Source organism: Streptomyces sp. NPDC044719 (assembly GCF_056433405.1).
Genome location: NZ_JBWKHE010000008.1, coordinates 479,756 through 497,956 on the forward strand (window position 1 = coordinate 479,756; position 18,201 = coordinate 497,956).

At 70.0% G+C, this 18,201-nt stretch carries 14 protein-coding genes; 5 read left to right on the top strand and 9 right to left on the bottom strand.

The genetic code is table 11. The annotated features are described in order from the left end of the window. Positions 1 to 613: 613 nt before the first annotated feature. Positions 614 to 2,290: a DUF4192 domain-containing protein gene (locus AC07DF_RS31640; protein ID WP_478979064.1), complete on the bottom strand. Its 1,677-nt coding sequence runs from the start codon at positions 2,288 to 2,290 to the stop codon at positions 614 to 616. A gap of 143 nt (positions 2,291 to 2,433) precedes the next feature. Between AC07DF_RS31640 and AC07DF_RS31645 the strand changes: the two genes are divergently transcribed. Continuing rightward, complete coding sequence (locus tag AC07DF_RS31645) at positions 2,434 to 4,599, top strand: RecQ family ATP-dependent DNA helicase (protein ID WP_478979067.1); 2,166 nt, start codon at positions 2,434 to 2,436, stop codon at positions 4,597 to 4,599. A 345-nt stretch (positions 4,600 to 4,944) separates the two neighbouring features. Continuing rightward, the gene (locus AC07DF_RS31650) at positions 4,945 to 5,559 is read left to right on the top strand and encodes a hypothetical protein (protein WP_478979070.1); all 615 of its coding nucleotides are present in this window, start codon (positions 4,945 to 4,947) and stop codon (positions 5,557 to 5,559) included. 294 nt (positions 5,560 to 5,853) lie between these two features. Here AC07DF_RS31650 and AC07DF_RS31655 read toward each other — a convergent pair whose 3' ends face one another. The 3 genes from AC07DF_RS31655 to AC07DF_RS31665 form a co-directional block, all read right to left on the bottom strand. Further along, complete coding sequence (locus tag AC07DF_RS31655) at positions 5,854 to 6,483, bottom strand: hypothetical protein (RefSeq protein WP_478979073.1); 630 nt, start codon at positions 6,481 to 6,483, stop codon at positions 5,854 to 5,856. A 68-nt stretch (positions 6,484 to 6,551) separates the two neighbouring features. After that, positions 6,552 to 7,253 carry a ribonuclease HII gene (locus AC07DF_RS31660; RefSeq protein ID WP_478979076.1) on the bottom strand — a complete coding sequence of 234 codons (702 nt, stop codon included), beginning with the start codon at positions 7,251 to 7,253 and terminating at the stop codon, positions 6,552 to 6,554. 82 nt (positions 7,254 to 7,335) lie between these two features. Continuing rightward, positions 7,336 to 7,956, bottom strand: a complete 621-nt coding sequence (locus tag AC07DF_RS31665) for a TetR/AcrR family transcriptional regulator (RefSeq protein WP_478979079.1) — start codon at positions 7,954 to 7,956, stop codon at positions 7,336 to 7,338. A 187-nt stretch (positions 7,957 to 8,143) separates the two neighbouring features. On the opposite strand from AC07DF_RS31665, the gene AC07DF_RS31670 reads away from it, so the two are divergent. Beyond that, the gene (locus AC07DF_RS31670) at positions 8,144 to 9,691 is read left to right on the top strand and encodes an MFS transporter (RefSeq protein ID WP_478979082.1); all 1,548 of its coding nucleotides are present in this window, start codon (positions 8,144 to 8,146) and stop codon (positions 9,689 to 9,691) included. A 314-nt stretch (positions 9,692 to 10,005) separates the two neighbouring features. Here AC07DF_RS31670 and AC07DF_RS31675 read toward each other — a convergent pair whose 3' ends face one another. From AC07DF_RS31675 to AC07DF_RS31685, 3 genes are all read right to left on the bottom strand, one after another. Continuing rightward, positions 10,006 to 10,911 carry an ADP-ribosylglycohydrolase family protein gene (locus AC07DF_RS31675; RefSeq protein ID WP_478979084.1) on the bottom strand — a complete coding sequence of 302 codons (906 nt, stop codon included), beginning with the start codon at positions 10,909 to 10,911 and terminating at the stop codon, positions 10,006 to 10,008. Positions 10,912 to 10,923: 12 nt separating this feature from the next. After that, entirely contained in the window at positions 10,924 to 11,583 is a 660-nt protein-coding gene (locus AC07DF_RS31680; protein WP_478979087.1) for a histidine phosphatase family protein, read from the bottom strand. 162 nt (positions 11,584 to 11,745) lie between these two features. Then, positions 11,746 to 12,351, bottom strand: a complete 606-nt coding sequence (locus tag AC07DF_RS31685) for a YdbC family protein (protein ID WP_478979090.1) — start codon at positions 12,349 to 12,351, stop codon at positions 11,746 to 11,748. Positions 12,352 to 12,506: 155 nt separating this feature from the next. Here AC07DF_RS31685 and AC07DF_RS31690 point away from each other — a divergent pair, with 155 nt between their 5' ends. After that, positions 12,507 to 13,040 carry a TerD family protein gene (locus AC07DF_RS31690; RefSeq protein WP_478979093.1) on the top strand — a complete coding sequence of 178 codons (534 nt, stop codon included), beginning with the start codon at positions 12,507 to 12,509 and terminating at the stop codon, positions 13,038 to 13,040. A 129-nt stretch (positions 13,041 to 13,169) separates the two neighbouring features. Here the strand turns inward: AC07DF_RS31690 and AC07DF_RS31695 are convergent, their stop codons facing one another. Both AC07DF_RS31695 and nrdR read right to left on the bottom strand, forming a co-directional pair. Then, positions 13,170 to 16,055 carry a vitamin B12-dependent ribonucleotide reductase gene (locus AC07DF_RS31695; RefSeq protein WP_478979096.1) on the bottom strand — a complete coding sequence of 962 codons (2,886 nt, stop codon included), beginning with the start codon at positions 16,053 to 16,055 and terminating at the stop codon, positions 13,170 to 13,172. Positions 16,056 to 16,219: 164 nt separating this feature from the next. Then, on the bottom strand, positions 16,220 to 16,780 hold the full coding sequence (gene nrdR, locus AC07DF_RS31700) for a transcriptional regulator NrdR (RefSeq protein WP_399027646.1): 561 nt from the start codon (positions 16,778 to 16,780) through the stop codon (positions 16,220 to 16,222). A gap of 632 nt (positions 16,781 to 17,412) precedes the next feature. On the opposite strand from nrdR, the gene lexA reads away from it, so the two are divergent. Beyond that, positions 17,413 to 18,192, top strand: coding sequence for a transcriptional repressor LexA (gene lexA, locus AC07DF_RS31705; RefSeq protein WP_215118136.1), 780 nt, complete (start codon positions 17,413 to 17,415; stop codon positions 18,190 to 18,192). Positions 18,193 to 18,201 lie beyond the last annotated feature (9 nt).

Below are 18,201 nucleotides of genomic sequence, written 5' to 3' on the forward strand. Positions count from 1 at the left end.
ATCGTGGCACCCCGGGGCGGGGGCGCGTGCCCCGGGGGCGCCGACGTACGGCCCTGAGCCGAGGACGGTGCGGGTGAGCCGTACCCCGACGCGGACCCGGGGCGACGGCTCTGGCCCGCCCATCGGGGCGACGAACGGCCCGGGCCCGGCGGCGAGGGAGAACGAGAGTCCGGGCCGGTGGGCGGCGCGACGTCTGAGGCACCTCCGGGGAACCTGGGCCCGTAGCCGTCGACACGGGCCACTGGTCGCGGAGAGACGTCCTGGTCCCCCGGCCGCGGAACGCCGCCCTCGGACAGGCCGAGGCCAGACACGGAGGACGGTGGAAGCCCCTCTGTGGAGCGGCGGTCGCCGGCAGCGGAGGAAGGCGGAGTCGGCTGATGCATGGGAAGGCTTCCTCTGGGCTCTGTGCGCCTCGATGGGGTTCGGCGCCGGTGCCGGAGGGCTCCGACGGGGCAGGGGCGGTGCGGCGTCACCCCTTGTTCGGGCGTTCCGCCACTCAGGTGAACGCCGTGGACGTCCTCCGAGTCACGCCCGCACCCCGGCCCCCTCCGAGTCACACCCCCGCCTCGTCCCTTGTGCGTCAAGGCCACCCGGCGACAGGAGCGGCGATGAGTCACTCCTCCCCCTCCGTGCCGTGGCCGGGCTGAACGCCGTCCTGACCCGCGTCCCGGCAGGGCATGGCCGCCTTCCGTGAGGTACGCGCACGCGTGCCGCCCGCGCGGGCACTGCCGGACCGCGCGGGACCCGTCGTCGCACTCTCGGGGCGCATGCCCGTTTCCGGGGCACCGGCCGGGCGCGTGGCACCCGCCGGCTTACGCCCGAGCGCGGTCGGGGTGCTCGTGTCACGGCCGGCACGGGTACGGCCGGAGGCGGTGTCGGCAGCACCGGCGGAGCGGGAGCGGCGGCGACGGCGTGAAGGCGACGCCGCGGGCGTGGGTGCGGGGTCGGGCTGTGGTGCCACTGTCTCTCGCTCGACATCCTCGGCAACATGCGCACGGATCATGGCGTGGTCGACCACCGCTCGCCCTCGGCCTTCGCGCTCCGCTTGCAGGCAGGTGCGGATCGACTCCGGGTCGAGGCCTTCGTTGCAAGCCTGGTGCAGGAGACGGGCGAAGAGGTAGTCGGGATCCGCGCCCAGGGCCATGGCGAGGGCTTCCCGGGCCTCCAGTTCGTCACCGGTGGACCATGCGACCCAGCCCGCGAGGGTGAGCGGCGCGGCGGCATGTTCGCCATAGGGTCCGACGCAGCGGCGGGCCAGCGTCCGCCAGAGACGAAGGGCGCGTGCGGCTTCGTCGCCCTCCATCCATTCGGCCGCGCGGTCGCGGGTCGCGCGGTCCTGAAGACCGAGGATCAACCGGGCGGCCTCGTCGTGCCCCAGTAGTTCGTCGTCGCGGAGGTCCGCCAGAAGCATCCCGGAGACGGGCGGGGCCTCGGCGAAGCGGTCCAGGATCCTCCCGGCCAGTTCCAGCGTCTCGTCGGCCACGGAGGCGCGGCCCACGTCGTCCAGGATCCTTGGGACCAGCGCCATGCTGGCGGTGTCGAGGGCGGCCTCCTGTTCGAGGGCGGCAGCGTTCTCCCAAGGCAGCAGCCTGGCCCGTAGCTCGCGTAGCGTGCCGCGCACCTGGATCCCCGCGTAGGTGGCCGCGGCGGCCAGCACGGAGGTGCCGGGCAGGCCCATGGGGGCTCCCTCGGACGGGCAGCATGCCGCGTTGTCACAGCAGTACGACCAGTAGCGGCCCTCCGAGATGCACAGCGCCTCGACCACCACCACGTCCCGGGAACCGCACTCGACGCGCAGCCTCTGGGCCAGAGGCCTCAGCCGCTCCATGACCTGCTGCCCGGACTCGCCCTTCCGCGGCTCCTGGCAGAGGAAGGCGACCATCGACTCGGGCTTGGCCCCTCGGCGCTCGCTGCCCGTCACCAGGCCGTGGGCCAGTTGTCCGGCCGCGGACGGCCAGTCGTCCGCGTTGGCGGGGATACCGAGCCGGGCCCGCCCTCCGAACCGTCCGCGTCCGTCCTTGTCGTGCAGGGCGACGAGGACGATGCTGTCCTCCGGGCGGTAACCGAGCAGATACGGCAGGGCGTCGGCCAGTTCGGCCGGGGTGCGCAGGGTGACCTGGTGCTCGCCGCCGTGACCGTCGTGCGCGGGGCTGGGAACGTGCAGTCCCGCCGTGTCGGCCGCGTTCGTCTCCCGTTTCCGCTGCCCACCGTCCTTGTGCCTGCCTGACGCATCGGGCCCGGTGATGTCGCCGTTCTCAGGGGATCCAGTCGCTTCGCTGTGGTTCGTCATGCGGAGACGATCTCGCGGAATGCGCAGCTCCGGTTTGCCCTGTGGATAACTTCGATCAGGGACACGTCACCATAAATCTCCCGGCACCCGCCTCTCCCGGTGCGGCGATCCCGTTGTCACTGCCGTCCTGTTTCATGGAACGCATGGAGCACACAAGCAACGCGGATCTCCGGGCGGCGGCCGACACGGTCCTCGCCCGTCTCGTCGGGGATGCCTCGGGAGCGGCCCGGCTACGCGAGGACCAGTGGCGGGCGATCGAGGCACTGGTCGCCGACAGACGACGTGCCCTGGTCGTCCAGCGCACGGGCTGGGGCAAGTCCGCGGTCTACTTCGTGGCGACCTCGCTCCTGCGGGCACGCGGCAGCGGTCCGACGGTGATCGTCTCCCCGCTGCTCGCCCTCATGCGGAACCAGGTCGAGGCGGCGGCCCGGGCCGGCATCCACGCCCGGACCATCAACTCCTCGAACACGGAGGAGTGGGAGGCCGTTCAGGACGAGATCGCCGCGGGTGAGGTGGACGTCCTGCTGGTCAGTCCGGAGCGGCTCAACAACCCGGACTTCCGGGACCAGGTGCTGCCCCGGCTCGCCGCCGCCACCGGGCTCCTGGTGGTGGACGAGGCCCACTGCATCTCCGACTGGGGCCACGACTTCCGGCCGGACTACCGTCGCCTGCGCACCATGCTCGCCGACCTCCCGCCCGGTGTGCCGGTGCTCGCGACCACGGCCACCGCCAACGCACGTGTGACGGCCGATGTCGCGGAGCAGCTCGGCACCGGCGGGAGCTCGGACGCCCTCGTGCTGCGGGGTCCGCTGGACCGCGACAGCCTGAGCCTGAGCGTGCTGCGGCTGCCGGATGCCGCGCATCGGATGGCCTGGCTCGCCGAGCACCTCGACGAGCTGCCGGGCTCCGGGATCATCTACACGCTCACCGTGGCCGCCGCCGAGGAGGTCACCGCCTTCCTCAGGCAGCGCGGGCACACGGTCTCCTCGTACACGGGCAAGACGGAGAACGCTGATCGTCAGCAGGCCGAGGAGGACCTGCTCACCAACAAGGTGAAGGCACTGGTCGCCACCTCCGCACTCGGCATGGGTTTCGACAAGCCCGATCTGGGCTTCGTGGTGCACCTCGGCTCGCCCTCCTCGCCCATCGCCTACTACCAGCAGGTGGGCCGAGCGGGACGCGGTGTGGAGCACGCCGAGGTGCTCCTGCTCCCCGGGAAGGAGGACGAAGCGATCTGGAAGTACTTCGCGTCGCTCGCCTTCCCCTCGGAAGACCTGGTGCGCCGCACGCTCGATCTCCTCGCGCACGCGGAGAAGCCCTTGTCGCTGCCCGCGCTGGAGCCCTTGGTGGAACTGCGCCGCTCCCGCCTGGAGACCATGCTCAAGGTCCTCGACGTGGACGGCGCGGTCAGGCGGGTCAAGGGCGGCTGGGTCGCGACCGGGCAGCCATGGACGTACGACGCCGAGCGGTACGCGTGGGTGGCGCGTCAGCGGGAGACCGAGCAGCAGGCGATGCGCGCGTACGCGTCGACGACGGACTGCCGCATGGAGTACCTGCAGCGCCAGCTCGACGACGAGGCCGCCAAGCCGTGCGGTCGCTGCGACAACTGCGCGGGCCCGCGCTTCGTCGCCGATACGTCCGTGGAGGCACTCGACGCCGCGCGCGTGGACCTGGGCCGGGCGGGGGTCGAGGTGGAGCCCCGCCGCATGTGGCCCACGGGGCTGCCGGCGATCGGTGTGGACCTCAGGGGACGTATCCCGGCCGGCGAACAGGCGGCGGCGGGACGCGCCTTGGGGCGGTTGTCGGACATCGGCTGGGGCAACCGGCTGCGCCCCCTGCTCGCTCCCCAGGCTCCTGACGGGCCCGTTCCGGACGACGTGGCGAACGCGGTGGTGAACGTGCTGGCCGACTGGGCCAAGGGGCCCGGCGGCTGGGCTTCCGGCACGTCGGACGCCCAGCCGCGCCCGGTCGGCGTCGTCACCGTGACGTCCCGCAGCCGCCCCGTGTTGATCCACTCCCTGGGAGCACGCATCGCCGAAGTCGGCCGACTGCCGCTGCTGGGTGCCATCGAGTACACCGGCGAGGCGCACGCCGGATCCCGGAGCAACAGCGCACAGCGGCTGAAGGCGCTGGACGGCGCTCTGACCGTGCCGCCCGCCCTCGCCTCCGCTCTGGCCGAGGCCCAGGGCCCGGTCCTCCTCGTGGACGACTACACGGAGACCGGGTGGACCCTCGCGGTCGCCGCCCGCATGCTCCGACGCTCCGGTGTGCAGGGGGTGTTGCCGCTCGTGCTGGCCTTGCAGGGCTGACGACCGACGGTCCGGGGCGGAGTGTCAGCCCCGGAGCGCAGGGCACTCGCCACCTGATCACCTGCGCACACCTCTGGACGCCGCACACCCCCGTGACGTACGAACGTGTCGCGCTCGAACGCCCCATGGGTGGCCCGGCGGCGCACAGGGTAGGGATATTAGCCGCGCATCATCTGATAACGGTCGACGGCCTCAATTGCTCGTTGCCGCATTCAAGTTCGACAGGAAGAATTGGGGTCCGCTCCCGTACGGCGCGCCCGCCGATCCGGTAGGGCTTCGCTGCGGTGCGCGCTCCCAGGAATCCGACCTCGCCCGCAGTGTGGGCGCGTAGCCGAAGGGAGGACCGTGACCTTCGGATTCGCTCCGGCCTCGGCAGCGGCGTCGACGTCCGCCGCTTCCGCCAACCGCTTGCTCGAACCCGCGGAATGGGCCGCCGCCGGGATCCCACTGTTGCGCGACCCCCGTGAGGTCGTCAGCGGACTGCACGCCCGGCACCATCCGCAGCCGGCGACCGCCGTCGTCGCCGTGCTCGACCCGGACGAACGACTGCGGGCAAGCGCCTCGTTCGTACGCCGCCCGGCCCCGGCCGACGGCTGGATGTTCCGCAACGTGCTGCTCGCGCAGCTGCGCCGGGTCATCCCGCACGACCTGCGGCGCCGCACTCCGGTGCGGACCGCGGTGCTGCTCTACTGCCGTGAGGGCGACGCGCGTTGGACGGAGGAGGACGGCGCGTGGATGTGGGGCCTGCGCGACGCGTGCACCCTGCACGGGTTGCGCTGCGGGGCGTACATCACGCTGACGCGTGACGGCTGGCAGGTCCTCGGCGAAGGCCGCGGCGGTCGCCGCCCCCACTCGGGCTCGGCACCGGAGCCGTTCGCGACGTCCGAGGCGGCGCCACCACCTCCGCGCACCGGTGGCGCCGCCTCGGAGGTCCTGCGCCGCGCGGCGGCGGCACGCTGAAGTTCTCCGGCCAGACCATTTCGCACGGGTGCTGTGCCGTGCCCCCAAGGCACGGCATACGAACCCGTGCGTTCCGACCGGCGCAGGGCCGCAGGACGCATTCCGGGCCGAGCATGCCGCCGCCCAGCGCGGCCAGCGCCGCGCCCGCGACGAGCCAGAAGTCCCCAGCCGGGCAAGGCCGGTAGCAGCCACGACGTCGAGTCCTTCGGGCATGCCGAACCAGCCACCCTGCGGAGCCGCCGCAGCGGCGCCTGAAGCCCTCCCCAGCGCCCGACCGGACGCCGAGGAAGCGGCTCAGACGCCCGCGCCCAGCACCGAGTTGATCTGCTGCGGGTCGCCGCAGACGATCAGCAGGGTGCTCGCCCGGGAGTGGGCCAGGGACAGCGCGCTCGCGGCTGCGGCCTCGGACCCACCGTTGACGGCGACCACGACCACCGGACGCGACGCGGCGCGGGCCGCGATGGTGGCGTCCGTGTAGAAGACGTCGTCACGGGCGTCGTGCTGGGCCCAGTAGGAGGTTTCACCGAAGGACAGCTCGTGGGTGGCCCACGGGTGCTGTTCGCCGGTCGTGATCACCAGAACGTCGCTGGGGGCGCGACCGGAGTCCAGGAGCAGGTCCACGGCTTCCTCGGCAGCGTCGAGCGCGCCCTGCGCGGAAGCCGGGATCAGCTGGATCTGCGGGCCGGCCGGAGCGGCGGCACCGGCGGCGGGCCCGGTCGGACCGGGCTTGGCGGCTGTGTCACGCGGCGTACGCTGCACCGGCGGCGCGGGCCGGAGAGGGCCTGGACGACCGGGACGCGACGGAGCCGCGGGACGGGGGCCGGGTACGGGACGGGGGGTCGGCGCGGTGCGGCCGCTGGCCGGAGTGGCGCGGGGACCCTGGGCACTCTCGTGAATCTGAGGCTCCTCGGGAATGAGAGGCATGAGTTGATTTTTATCAAACGCTGGTACGGCCCGCGTCGGCGGGTGGCGCATGTGTGCGAACGAAACCGTCAGAAATCGAAGCCGAGCTGACCCTCGATTTCCGGAACACTTCCGTCCGCCCAGTTGCGGACCTTCTTGAGGTGCCGCCACTGGGGCAGCGCATCAAGATACGCCCATGACAACCGGTGGTGGGGGGTGGGGCCCCGCTCCGCCAGTGCGGCCTTGTGCACGGGGGATGGATACCCGGCGTTGTCCGCAAAACCGAAGTCTGCATGGTCGATACCCAGTTCGGCCATCATTTTGTCGCGCTGAACCTTGGCGATCACCGATGCCGCGGCCACCGCCACGCAGGACTGGTCGCCCTTGATCACCGTACGGACCCGCCAGGGCGCACCGAGATAGTCGTGCTTGCCATCGAGGATGACCGCGTCCGGGCGGACTGGCAAGGCATCCAGCGCACGCCCCGCCGCCAGCCGCAGCGCGGCCGTCATCCCCAGTTCGTCTATCTCCTCCGGGGAGGCATGACCCAGGGCGTACGACGTCACCCATGTCCGCAGCGCCTCGGCGAGTTGGGTGCGTCGCTTGATGGTGAGCAGCTTCGAGTCCGTGAGGCCCTCGGGCGCCCGGCGCAGTCCGGTGATCGCCGCGCAGACAGTGACAGGACCGGCCCACGCGCCGCGCCCCACCTCGTCGACGCCTGCAACGATCTTCGCTCCGGTCGTGGCTCGAAGGGAGCGCTCGACGGTGTGAGTAGGCGGTTCGTACGGCATGGCGCCCCTAGGTTACGCCGCCCTGAAGCGCCCGCGACACCCTGGCCCACCCCTGCGGCTTCACATCCCTCGCGAGCACCTGTCAGGAGCCGCTCGGCCGCAGCAGCGGAACCATCAACTGGTCGATCATCTCCTCGATTTCATGATCCTGCCATTCGCAGCCGCACATCTTGGAGCGGTACATCATCATCGCCGGGACGGCGTCGAAGACAAAGCCGTTCGCGGCGTCAGAGCGCACCTCTCCTCGCTGGATCCCGCGCTCGATGACCTCTCGAAGCCTCCTGATGGTGGGCTCCACGACCCCGTCCAAGATCACGCCATGAAACCGCTCGGCCTGCGTCGTATCGCATTCGTGAATCACCGAGCGAAGCGCGACACCAGGGCGGGAGAACATCGCGTCCCGGGCTCGCAGACACAGCGCCAAGAGGTCCTCACGCACCCCACCCTCGTCGGGTGCCGCGTCGAAATGAGGGAGACCGGCGCGCAGGGCGTCGGCGACAAGGTCCTCCTTGGACGGCCAGCGCCGGTAGACCGCGGCTTTGCCGGTCTGCGCTCCGGCGGCGACACCCTCCATCGTCAGGCCGTTCCAGCCGACGGTGCTGAGTTGGTCCAGTGCGGCGTCGAGGATCGCACGCTCGAGCACGGCGCCGCGGCGGCGGGCGGCTGTCTGAGCGGGGGCATCCGCCCAGCTCGGGGTAACCATCTGACTCTCTCCAACGAACAGAGAAGCGGGGGGTTTGGGGATGTGGGGGCGCGCCGGACGGCGACAGAGGGGGACACACCGAACAACGACGCCACGAGTGAACGCTTGCGTTCACTGTCGGGGACTCACTACCTTTGACGCGGCAGTGAACGCGAGCGTTCACTAACGCACTCGTGGGGGACCCATAGTGACAACCTCTCCATTGCTCAAGGACCAGAAGCCAGGTGCGGCCCGCCGGGAGGGACATCCCGGCATCGCGCTCACCGTCATCGCGGCCTGCCAACTCATGGTGGTACTCGACGCGACGATTGTGAACATCGCGCTCCCGCACATTCAAGACGCGCTCAAGTTCAGCACCACCGACCTCACCTGGGTCGTCAGCTCCTACACACTCACCTTCGGTGGTCTGCTGCTCCTCGGCGGTCGCGCCGGTGACATCCTCGGCCGCCGCCGGGTCTTCATGACCGGCATCCTGCTGTTCACCCTCGCCTCGCTGCTCGGCGGGCTCGCCCAGGAGCCCTGGCAGTTGCTGGCCGCACGAGTGCTGCAAGGAGTGGGGGGCGCCATCGCCTCGCCCACCTCGCTGGCCCTCATCACCACCACGTTCCCCGAGGGCCCGGAGCGCAACCGGGCCTTCGGGGTCTTCGCCGCCGTGTCTGCGGGCGGCGGCGCCATCGGCCTGCTCGCCGGCGGCATGCTCACCGAGTGGCTCGACTGGCGCTGGGTGCTCTTCGTGAACGTGCCGATCGGCGTGCTGATCGCCGTGCTCACACCGCTCTACATCAGCGAGTCCGACCGGCACACCGGCCGGTTCGACATCGCGGGTGCGGTGACCTCGACGACGGGCATGGCGTCCCTCGTCTACGGCTTCATCCGGGCGGCGGACGAGGGATGGCGGGACAGCCTCACCATCGGATCCTTCGGCGCCGCCGTGGTCCTGCTGCTGGCCTTCGGCATCATCGAGTCCCGGGCCAAGGAACCGATCACCCCGCTGCGGATGTTCACCGACCGCAACCGCTCCGGCACTTACGTGATCATGCTGAGCCTGGCCGCGGCGATGTTCGGCATGTTCTTCTACATCGTGCTGTTCGTGCAGAACGTGCTCGGCTACAGCCCGATCGAGGCGGGGCTCGCGTTCCTGCCCGTAACGGTCGTGATCGCGCTCGGCGCGGGTCTGTCGCAGCGGTTCCTGCCAGTGCTGGGACCCAAGCCGTTCATGCTCGCGGGCTCGGCCCTCGCGATGATCGGACTGGCCTGGCAGGCGCTCATCAGCTCCGACAGTTCCTACGCCGGCGGGGTCCTCGGTCCGATGCTGGTGTTCGGCTTCGGTATGGGACTGAACTTCGTCACGCTGACGCTCACCGCCGTCTCCGGTGTCGCCCCCCACGAGGCGGGCGCCGCGTCCGGGCTGCTCAACACGACGCAGCAGGTGGGCGGATCGCTGGGCCTGGCCATCCTGACGACGGTCTTCGGCACGGCGACCCGGGACGAGGCGGAGAAGCAGCTTCCGCAGTTCATGGCCGAGGGCTCCGCGGAACAGAAGGCGGAGTTCGCCCGTACGCAGCAACTGCCCGCACCGTGGGGGCACGAGGTGCTGGCCCAGGGCATCTCGGCAGCCTTCGTCCCGGCGGCGGCGATGGCCGTCCTCGCCCTGGCCACGGCCTGGCTGGTGATCCGGGTCCGCAAGAGTGACCTGGAGGCACTCGCCGGCTCGGCAGGGCCGGGACTCGGCTGACGCGACAGCACCACGAGCCGGCTTCGGCTGCTCGCCGACGGGCGTGACACTGGCCTGACGGCGGCCGCCGGGCCGGTTCGCGACCCGTTCGTTCCCCGGACGGCACGCGAAAGCGCCCCACCAGTGGATCAGAACCGCGAGCAGGACGCCCATGTTCACCCCCATTGCTGCACTCCGGTGCCTGCGCGCCCTGACGGCTCGCACAGCGGATGTCACGACAACGAGCGGGTGATTACGGAGAGTTCCCGCGAGGTACGGAGAGTTCGCGAAGGAAAGTACGGAGAGTTCACGAAGAGGCCCAAGAGCCCCTGCCGCTAGGCCGAAACAGGCACCCACTCAGGGAGCGGTTCGGTCCGACTCGCCCACTCGACGGGCGGCGTCCCCGCCTTGCCCGCGGCGATCACGCCGCCGACGATGGCGCAGGTGGTGTCGACATCCCCGCCGACCTGCGCGGTCGTCCAGAACGCCTGCTCATAGTCACCGAGGCTTCTCGCCGCCGACCAGAGGGCGAAGGGCACGGTGTCGTGGGCAGTCGTGCGCCGGCCGCACCCCAGTACCGCCGCGACCGTGGCCGGATCGCCGTAGTCGAGCATGTCCCGGGCCCGGCGCAGCCCCGCGCCCACCGCGCTCTTCGGCACCAGGTCGATGACCCCGTCGAGGAGTGCCTCGGCGCCGGGCGGCCCGCCGGGGTCGGCCGCGAACGAGGCGGCGGCGGCGACGGCCATCGCTCCGACGACCGCCTCACGGTGCTGGTGGGTGGTGTAGGCCGAGATCTCCGCCTGGTGGGTCGCCTGCTCCGGGTCGCCCGCGTACCAGGCGCCCAGCGGGGCGATCCGCATCGCGGCGCCGTTGCCCCAGGACCCCTGTCCGTTGAAGAGCGCGGCGGCGAGTTCACGCCAGTCCCCGCCCTCCCGGACGAGTCGCAGCAGGCGGTTGACCGCAGGGCCGTAGCCGCGGTCGAAATCGTGGTGCTCGGCGAAGGAGCGGGCCAGGGCGTCCTGGTCGACGCGGTGGTGGGCGGCCAGGACGGCGACGACGGAACCGGCCATTTCCGTGTCGTCGGTCCACTGCCACAGCCCGGACGGCACCTCGCGGCGCTTCAGCAGCGGGTAGTTCACCGGCACGAAGTACTGGGAACCCAGGGCGTCCCCGACGGACAGTCCGCGCAGGCTGGCCAGGGCGCGGTCCAGGCGCACGTCATGGGAGGAATCAGCGGTCATCGCCCTGCCACTCTATCCGGAGATCCCGTAGGGCTCGGGATCTCGCCAGCGGTCGAACGGCCGGTCGAGGGTGTACTTGCCGTCCTCTCCCAGAACGAGCATCCGCACCTCGCCGTTCCCCGGGTTCGACAGCGACTCGAACTCCGCGACCGTCCAGTGGAACCACCGCATGCAGAACAGCCGCATGGCCAGACCATGGGTGACGATGAGGACGTTCGGCGGATGGTCGGGGTCCTCGAAACTGCGGAACAGGCTCTCCAGGAAGCCGCCGACCCGGTCGTAGACATCGGCGCCGGACTCGCCCTGGGCGAAACGGTAGAAGAAGTGGCCGTACGCGTCCCGATAGGCCTTCTGGAGACGGACCTCGTCCCGGTCCTGCCAGTTGCCCCAGTCCTGCTCGCGCAGCCGGGGCTCCTCGCGTACGCGTATCAGCTCAGGGTCGAGGTGGAAGGCGCGCAGCGTCTCGTGCGTACGGCGGTACGGGGAGACGTAGACACTCACCCGCTCATCGCCGAACTGTTCACGCAACTGCTCGCCCGTCGCCTCCGCCTGCCACCGACCCCGTTCGGTCAGTGCCAGGGCGTGGTCGGGTTCACGCTCGTACACGGAGTCATCAACATTGCCCGTTGACTCGCCGTGCCGGACAAGGACGATGCGCCGTGGTCGTGCCATGCCAAGACCCTAGATCGGGTGAGGGCTCGTGGAGCACTCCTACCCCACCCATACAGCGTAGGTCACACAGATCCTGCACCACAGGTCACACAGGTCACGCCGGTCGGCGACCTGAACCGATCCGGCCAAACCATTCTGAATCAGACCGTCCGGCCGGCCGGGTCAGACGGTCCAGCTCGACTCCATGCCCACGATGTCCCCGGTGAGCGCCGCCACGTCCGCCTCCGTCTGGGCCCTCAGGGCGAGCCGCTCCACGCGCTCGGTGCGGTACTTGCCGTGCTCGGCGTCCGAGCGCCACATCGACAGCACGAGGAACTCGTGCCCGGGCGCCTCGCCGAACAGTCCGCGCACCATGCCGGGAGAGCCGGCCATCGCCGGGTTCCAGACCTTCTCCTGCATCAGCACGAAGTGCTCGGCCCGCTCCTGGTGGACACGGCAGAGCGCCACCCGCAGCAGGTCGGCGTCCGTGAAGCGCGGTTCGAAGCCCGTCTTCACGTCGAAGCGATAGTCGAAGAGCCTGACCTGGGCGTCCTTGAAGGTGCCCGACTGGGCCGACGCCAGCCGGTCGTGGGACCGCGCCATGAACGAGTCGTAGAAGGCACGGCTCTCCCAGAACGCGAAGATGTGCGCCACGTCCGGCCGCCCCCGGCTCCAGCCACCCCCCTGCCCGCGAAACCCCGGCTCCCCCAGAAGCCCCGCCCACTTCCGCTGCCCCCGCTCGAAACCGCGGCGGTCCACCACGGTGCAGCGAATCCACTTGACCAGCACCGCGCCATGGTAAGGCCACGGAGCGTGGCGCCGGTCACTCTCGGCCGGACCGCTCCCCCACGCGCGCACCCGCTCCCGTGGCAGGATGGACAAACAGTCGCAAGCGCCCGGCAGTTGGGGCGAACAGGCGGGTCGGTACGGGGAAGGGGACTCTGGTGGACGGGCTCAACAAGGGACTGAGCAAGATCGAGATCGCGATGAGGTGGGATCCCAGTCCGGCAGGGCAGCCGTCCACCGATCTGGACCTCGTGGCGGCGACGTATCCGGCGGACGACCCGCACGGCGATCCCGCCTATGTGGTGCACTTCGACAGCCGCTCCCCCGACGGCACCATCTACCTCAACCGGGACAGCAAGGACGGCCAGGGCTTCGGCTACGACGAGGTCATGACGCTGGAGCTCGACCGGCTCGACGACCGGTACGCGCGCGTGGTGGTCGGTGTCGTCATCCAGCAGCGCCCGGCGGAGCGCACCTTCGTCAGCGTGGTCAACCCCGGCCTGCGGATCCGCGAGGGGTACACGGTCCTCGCGGAGGACGACTTCGGCGGCGTCCTGGGAGCGACGGCTGCGACGGTCGCGGAGTTCACCCGGGACGGCTCGGGCCCGTGGGCCTTCCACTCCGGCCTCCGTGGTTTCGAGGGCGACCCCGTGGCCTTCACCAGGACGATGGGCGCGGCCCGCCGGGCATGAGCACCATGCCGTGACATCCGCGGCCTGTGACGACAAGAGGGGCTACCGCCCATGGGCGGTGGCCTGTGACAACAAGAGGGGCACCGCCCAAAGGCGGTGCCCCTCCGTCATCGGCTCAGGCGTTCGGCGTCAGCTGCAGCCGCTGGTCGAGCCGCAGCCCTCGCAGATGTAGCACGAACCGGCGCGCTGCATCTTCGTACCGCAGGAGAAGCACAGCGGGGCGTCGGCCTGGATGCCCAGCTGCATCTCCACCAGTTCGGCACTGGTGTGGGCCTGCTGCGGGGCGGGCTGGGGCGCCACTTCGCTCTTCGGAGCGGTGACGGCCTTCAGCTCCTGGGCGCGCGGCGCCGACTGGGCCAGACCCTCGACGTCGACCTCGTCCTCGCCGATGTTCTGCTCGTACGAACCCGTCTCCAGGTGGCGCTGGCGCTCCTCGGCGGAGTGGATGCCGAGCGCGGAGCGCGTCTCGAAGGGCAGGAAGTCGAGCGCCAGGCGGCGGAAGATGTAGTCGACGATCGACTGCGCCATCCGCACGTCCGGGTCGTCCGTCATGCCGGCCGGCTCGAAGCGCATGTTCGTGAACTTCGAGACGTACGTCTCCAGGGGGACGCCGTACTGGAGGCCGACGGAGACCGCGATGGAGAAGGCGTCCATCATGCCCGCGAGGGTCGAGCCCTGCTTGGACATCTTCAGGAAGACCTCGCCCAGACCGTCGTCCGGGTAGGAGTTGGCGGTCATGTAGCCCTCGGCACCGCCGACGGTGAAGGACGTGGTGATGCCGGGACGTCCCTTCGGGAGGCGCTTGCGGACCGGGCGGTACTCGACCACCTTCTCGACCTTGGCCTCGACGGCCGCGGGCTCCTCGGCCTTCTCCTCCTCCTTCTTCTTGGCGGAGAGGGGCTGGCCGACCTTGCAGTTGTCGCGGTAGATCGCGAGCGCCTTGACGCCCAGCTTCCAGGCCTCGAAGTAGATCTCCTCGACCTCCTCGACGGTCGCCGACTCCGGCATGTTGACCGTCTTGGAGATGGCGCCGGAGATCCACGGCTGGATCGCGGCCATCATGCGGACGTGGCCCATCGCGGAGATGGCCCGCTCGCCCATGGCGCAGTCGAACACCTCGTAGTGCTCGGGCTTGAGGCTCGGGGCGTCGATCACATTGCCGTGGTCGGCGATGTGGGCGACGATCGCCTCGATCTGCTCTTCCAGGTAGCCCAGCCGACGCAGGGCCTGCGGGACGGTGCCGTTGACGATCTGCATCGAGCCGCCGCCGACCAGCTTCTTGAACTTGACCAGCGCGAGGTCGGGCTCGACACCGGTGGTGTCGCAGGACATCGCGAGACCGATGGTGCCGGTCGGGGCGAGCACCGACGCCTGGGAGTTACGGAAACCGTTCTTCTCACCGAGGCGCACCACGTCCTGCCAGGCCTCGCTGGCGGCGGCCCACACCGGGGTGTCCAGGTCGTCCATGCGGACGGCCTTGTCGTTTGCGTCCGAGTGCTGCTTCATGACGCGCTTGTGGGCGTCGGCGTTGCGGGCGTAGCCGTCGTACGGGCCGACGACCGCGGCGAGTTCGGCGGAGCGCCGGTACGCCGTACCGGTCATCAGCGAGGTGATGGAGCCGGCGAGGGCGCGGCCGCCGTCGGAGTCGTAGGCGTGACCGGTCGCCATCAGCAGGGCGCCGAGGTTGGCGTAGCCGATGCCGAGCTGGCGGAAGGCGCGCGTGTTCTCGCCGATCTTCTGGGTCGGGAAGTCGGCGAAGCAGATCGAGATGTCCATCGCGGTGATGACCAGCTCGACGACCTTCTGGAAGCGCTCGGCCTCGAAGGACTGGTTGCCCTTGCCGTCGTCCTTGAGGAACTTCATCAGGTTCAGCGAGGCCAGGTTGCAGGACGTGTTGTCCAGGTGCATGTACTCGCTGCACGGGTTCGACGCGGTGATCCGGCCGGACTCGGGGCAGGTGTGCCAGTTGTTGATGGTGCCGTCGTACTGGATGCCGGGGTCGGCGCAGGCCCACGCGGCCTCGGCGATCTTGCGGAAGAGCGCCTTGGCGTCGACCTCCTCGATGACCTCGCCGGTCATCCGGCCGCGCAGCCCGAACTGGCCGCCCTGCTCGACCGCGGTCATGAACTCGTCGTTCACACGGACCGAGTTGTTGGCGTTCTGGTACTGGACGGACGCGATGTCGTCGCCGCCCAGGTCCATGTCGAAGCCCGCGTCCCGCAGGATGCGGATCTTCTCCTCTTCCTTGACCTTGGTCTCGATGAAGTCCTCGATGTCCGGGTGGTCCACGTCGAGGACGACCATCTTGGCGGCACGGCGGGTGGCGCCACCGGACTTGATCGTTCCTGCGGAGGCGTCGGCTCCGCGCATGAAGGAAACCGGGCCGGAGGCGTTGCCGCCGGAGGACAGCAGTTCCTTGGAGGAGCGGATCCGGGAGAGGTTCAGGCCGGCGCCGGAGCCGCCCTTGAAGATCATGCCCTCTTCCTTGTACCAGTCGAGGATCGACTCCATGGAGTCGTCGACGGCCAGGATGAAGCAGGCGGAGACCTGCTGGGGCTGCTTGGTGCCGACGTTGAACCAGACAGGGCTGTTGAAGCTGAAGATCTGGTGCAGGAGGGCGTACGCCAGCTCGTGCTCGAAGATCTCGGCGTCGGCGGGAGAGGCGAAGTACTTGTGGTCCTCGCCGGCCTTCCGGTACGTCTTCACAATGCGGTCGATGAGCTGCTTCAGGCTCACCTCGCGCTGCGGGGTGCCCACGGCACCGCGGAAGTACTTGCTGGTGACGATGTTGACCGCGTTCACCGACCAGAACTCGGGGAACTCGACGCCACGCTGCTCGAAGTTGACCGAGCCGTCGCGCCAGTTAGTCATGACGACGTCACGGCTCTCCCACGCCACCTCGTCATAGGGATGGACCCCAGGGGTGGTGTGGATGCGCTCGATACGCAGGCCCTTGTTCGCCTTGGTGCCCTTGGCGCGGGAACTCCGTGCCGGACCGCTCGCCGTCTCTGTCATGCCGCCTCCCTGTACGGGCGAAAACGCCCTGAAGTGCCCCGTTGTTCCCGTGGCACGGTGTTCTGTCTGGTGTTGCGGGCACCCACTCACATCGCCCGCAACAGGTCTTCACATCGCCGCCGCCCGGCCGGGCCCGGAGCTGCCGTCCGGGTCCGGCCCGCCGGTCAGTCGGCGGCGCCTGCGGGCTCGGGGACCTGTGTCGTCCCTCCGGGCCCGCGGTCGTCTTCCTGGCTCCCCGCACCCGTGTCCTCGCGGTCGCCGTCGTCCGCGTCGGTGCGTCCCGTCTCTTCCCTCAGTTCCGTGATGGCCGCCTCGAAGTCCTCGAGCGAGTCGAACGCGCGGTAGACAGAGGCGAATCGCAGATAGGCGACGAGATCGAGCTCCTGCAACGGGCCGAGAATGGCCAGCCCCACGTCGTGGGTGGTCAGCTCGGCGCTTCCAGTGGCCCGCACCGCCTCCTCGACCCGCTGGCCGAGCTGGGCGAGCGCGTCCTCCGTGACGGGCCGTCCCTGACACGCCTTGCGCACACCATTGATGACCTTGGTGCGGCTGAAGGGTTCGGTGACTCCGGACCGCTTGACCACCATGAGCGAGCACGTCTCCACGGTCGTGAAACGACGGGAGCAGTCAGGGCACTGGCGGCGCCTGCGGATCGACGTGCCGTCGTCGGTCGTACGACTGTCGACGACACGGCTGTCGGGGTGCCTGCAGAAGGGGCAGTGCATGAACTCCCAACCCTCCTCACAGCAGACTCAATGGCCTCGCGGGGCCTCTTGCGCCCCACGAAGCAGTCCCAAGCATAGGCGATGACCATGGGCACCGAGACCCGGGGGACCACAACTTGTGGGCTGCTGCTGCAATCCAACCACTAGATGTGGGGATTGGCTCATACATCCACGCCATCCACGCGTGTCGCACGCGTAGCCGCAGGTGAGGCCCGGAAGGCCGGGCCACACCGGCCTCCACCGCACACCGGCACCCGCCGTTCACGCGCGAACGCGCCCGCCACTCGCGCCCCGGAGGCATCCGTTGGCGCGCGGCCGTATCGCTACGGCACATGCGGAGATACCGTGGGCGCCGCGAGGAGGGGGCGTGGGACTCCCGCACAGATGGCCGCTGCCCCCAGGGCAGGGGAATGCCGGATGGCAGACTGGGGCAACAGTCCACGAGGCGATCACTCCGGCGGTGAAGAGTACAGCAATGGACCCTTTTGCCCGCCAGGACACACGGCAGCCAATACACCCGGACACATGATCGCGGCAGTCGATTCGCGATTTTTCACTCGAACGTGTGTTTGGCGCAACCTTTCGAAACCAACTACCGTTGTCCAGCAGGGAGACCATCGAGAGGGGCCGACGTGACCACCACCGCAGACAGTGCCACCATCACTGCCCAGGACCGCTCCCAGGGCCGACTCGAGCCGGTGCACGCGATGAACGAAGTTACGAACCCGGAGGGGCACAAGCGCTCCCTGCCGGGACGACCTCCCGGCATCCGGGCGGACAGCTCCGGACTTACCGACCGCCAACGCCGCGTGATCGAGGTCATCAGGGACTCAGTGCAGCGGCGCGGCTACCCGCCGTCGATGCGGGAGATCGGCCAGGCCGTCGGCCTTTCCAGCACCTCCTCCGTCGCACACCAGCTGATGGCCCTGGAGCGCAAGGGTTTCCTGCGCCGCGACCCGCACCGCCCGCGCGCGTACGAGGTGCGCGGCTCGGACCAGGCCGCCTCCGTGCAGCCCACGGACACCGCGGGCAAGCCCGCCGCGTCGTACGTCCCGCTGGTCGGGCGCATCGCCGCCGGTGGCCCGATCCTCGCCGAGGAGTCCGTCGAGGACGTCTTCCCTCTCCCTCGCCAGCTCGTCGGCGACGGTGAGCTGTTCGTCCTGAAGGTCGTCGGCGACTCGATGATCGAGGCCGCGATCTGCGACGGCGACTGGGTCACGGTCCGCCGCCAGCCCGTCGCGGAGAACGGCGACATCGTGGCCGCGATGCTCGACGGCGAGGCCACCGTCAAGCGCTTCAAGCGCGAGGACGGCCACGTCTGGCTCCTGCCGCACAACGCGGCCTACGAGCCCATCCCCGGCGACGACGCGACCATCCTCGGCAAGGTGGTGGCCGTGCTGCGCCGCGTCTGACGCCACGCA

Bases quoted from the DNA above. Each gene is read 5' to 3' on its own strand.
- AC07DF_RS31640 (WP_478979064.1), bottom strand. From the start codon at position 2,290: ATGACGAACCACAGCGAAGCGACTGGATCCCCTGAGAACGGCGACATC.
- AC07DF_RS31645 (WP_478979067.1), top strand. From the start codon at position 2,434: ATGGAGCACACAAGCAACGCGGATCTCCGGGCGGCGGCCGACACGGTC.
- AC07DF_RS31655 (WP_478979073.1), bottom strand. From the start codon at position 6,483: ATGCCTCTCATTCCCGAGGAGCCTCAGATTCACGAGAGTGCCCAGGGT.
- AC07DF_RS31660 (WP_478979076.1), bottom strand. From the start codon at position 7,253: ATGCCGTACGAACCGCCTACTCACACCGTCGAGCGCTCCCTTCGAGCC.
- AC07DF_RS31665 (WP_478979079.1), bottom strand. From the start codon at position 7,956: ATGGTTACCCCGAGCTGGGCGGATGCCCCCGCTCAGACAGCCGCCCGC.
- AC07DF_RS31675 (WP_478979084.1), bottom strand. From the start codon at position 10,911: ATGACCGCTGATTCCTCCCATGACGTGCGCCTGGACCGCGCCCTGGCC.
- AC07DF_RS31680 (WP_478979087.1), bottom strand. From the start codon at position 11,583: ATGGCACGACCACGGCGCATCGTCCTTGTCCGGCACGGCGAGTCAACG.
- AC07DF_RS31695 (WP_478979096.1), bottom strand. From the start codon at position 16,055: ATGACAGAGACGGCGAGCGGTCCGGCACGGAGTTCCCGCGCCAAGGGC.
- nrdR (WP_399027646.1), bottom strand. From the start codon at position 16,780: ATGCACTGCCCCTTCTGCAGGCACCCCGACAGCCGTGTCGTCGACAGT.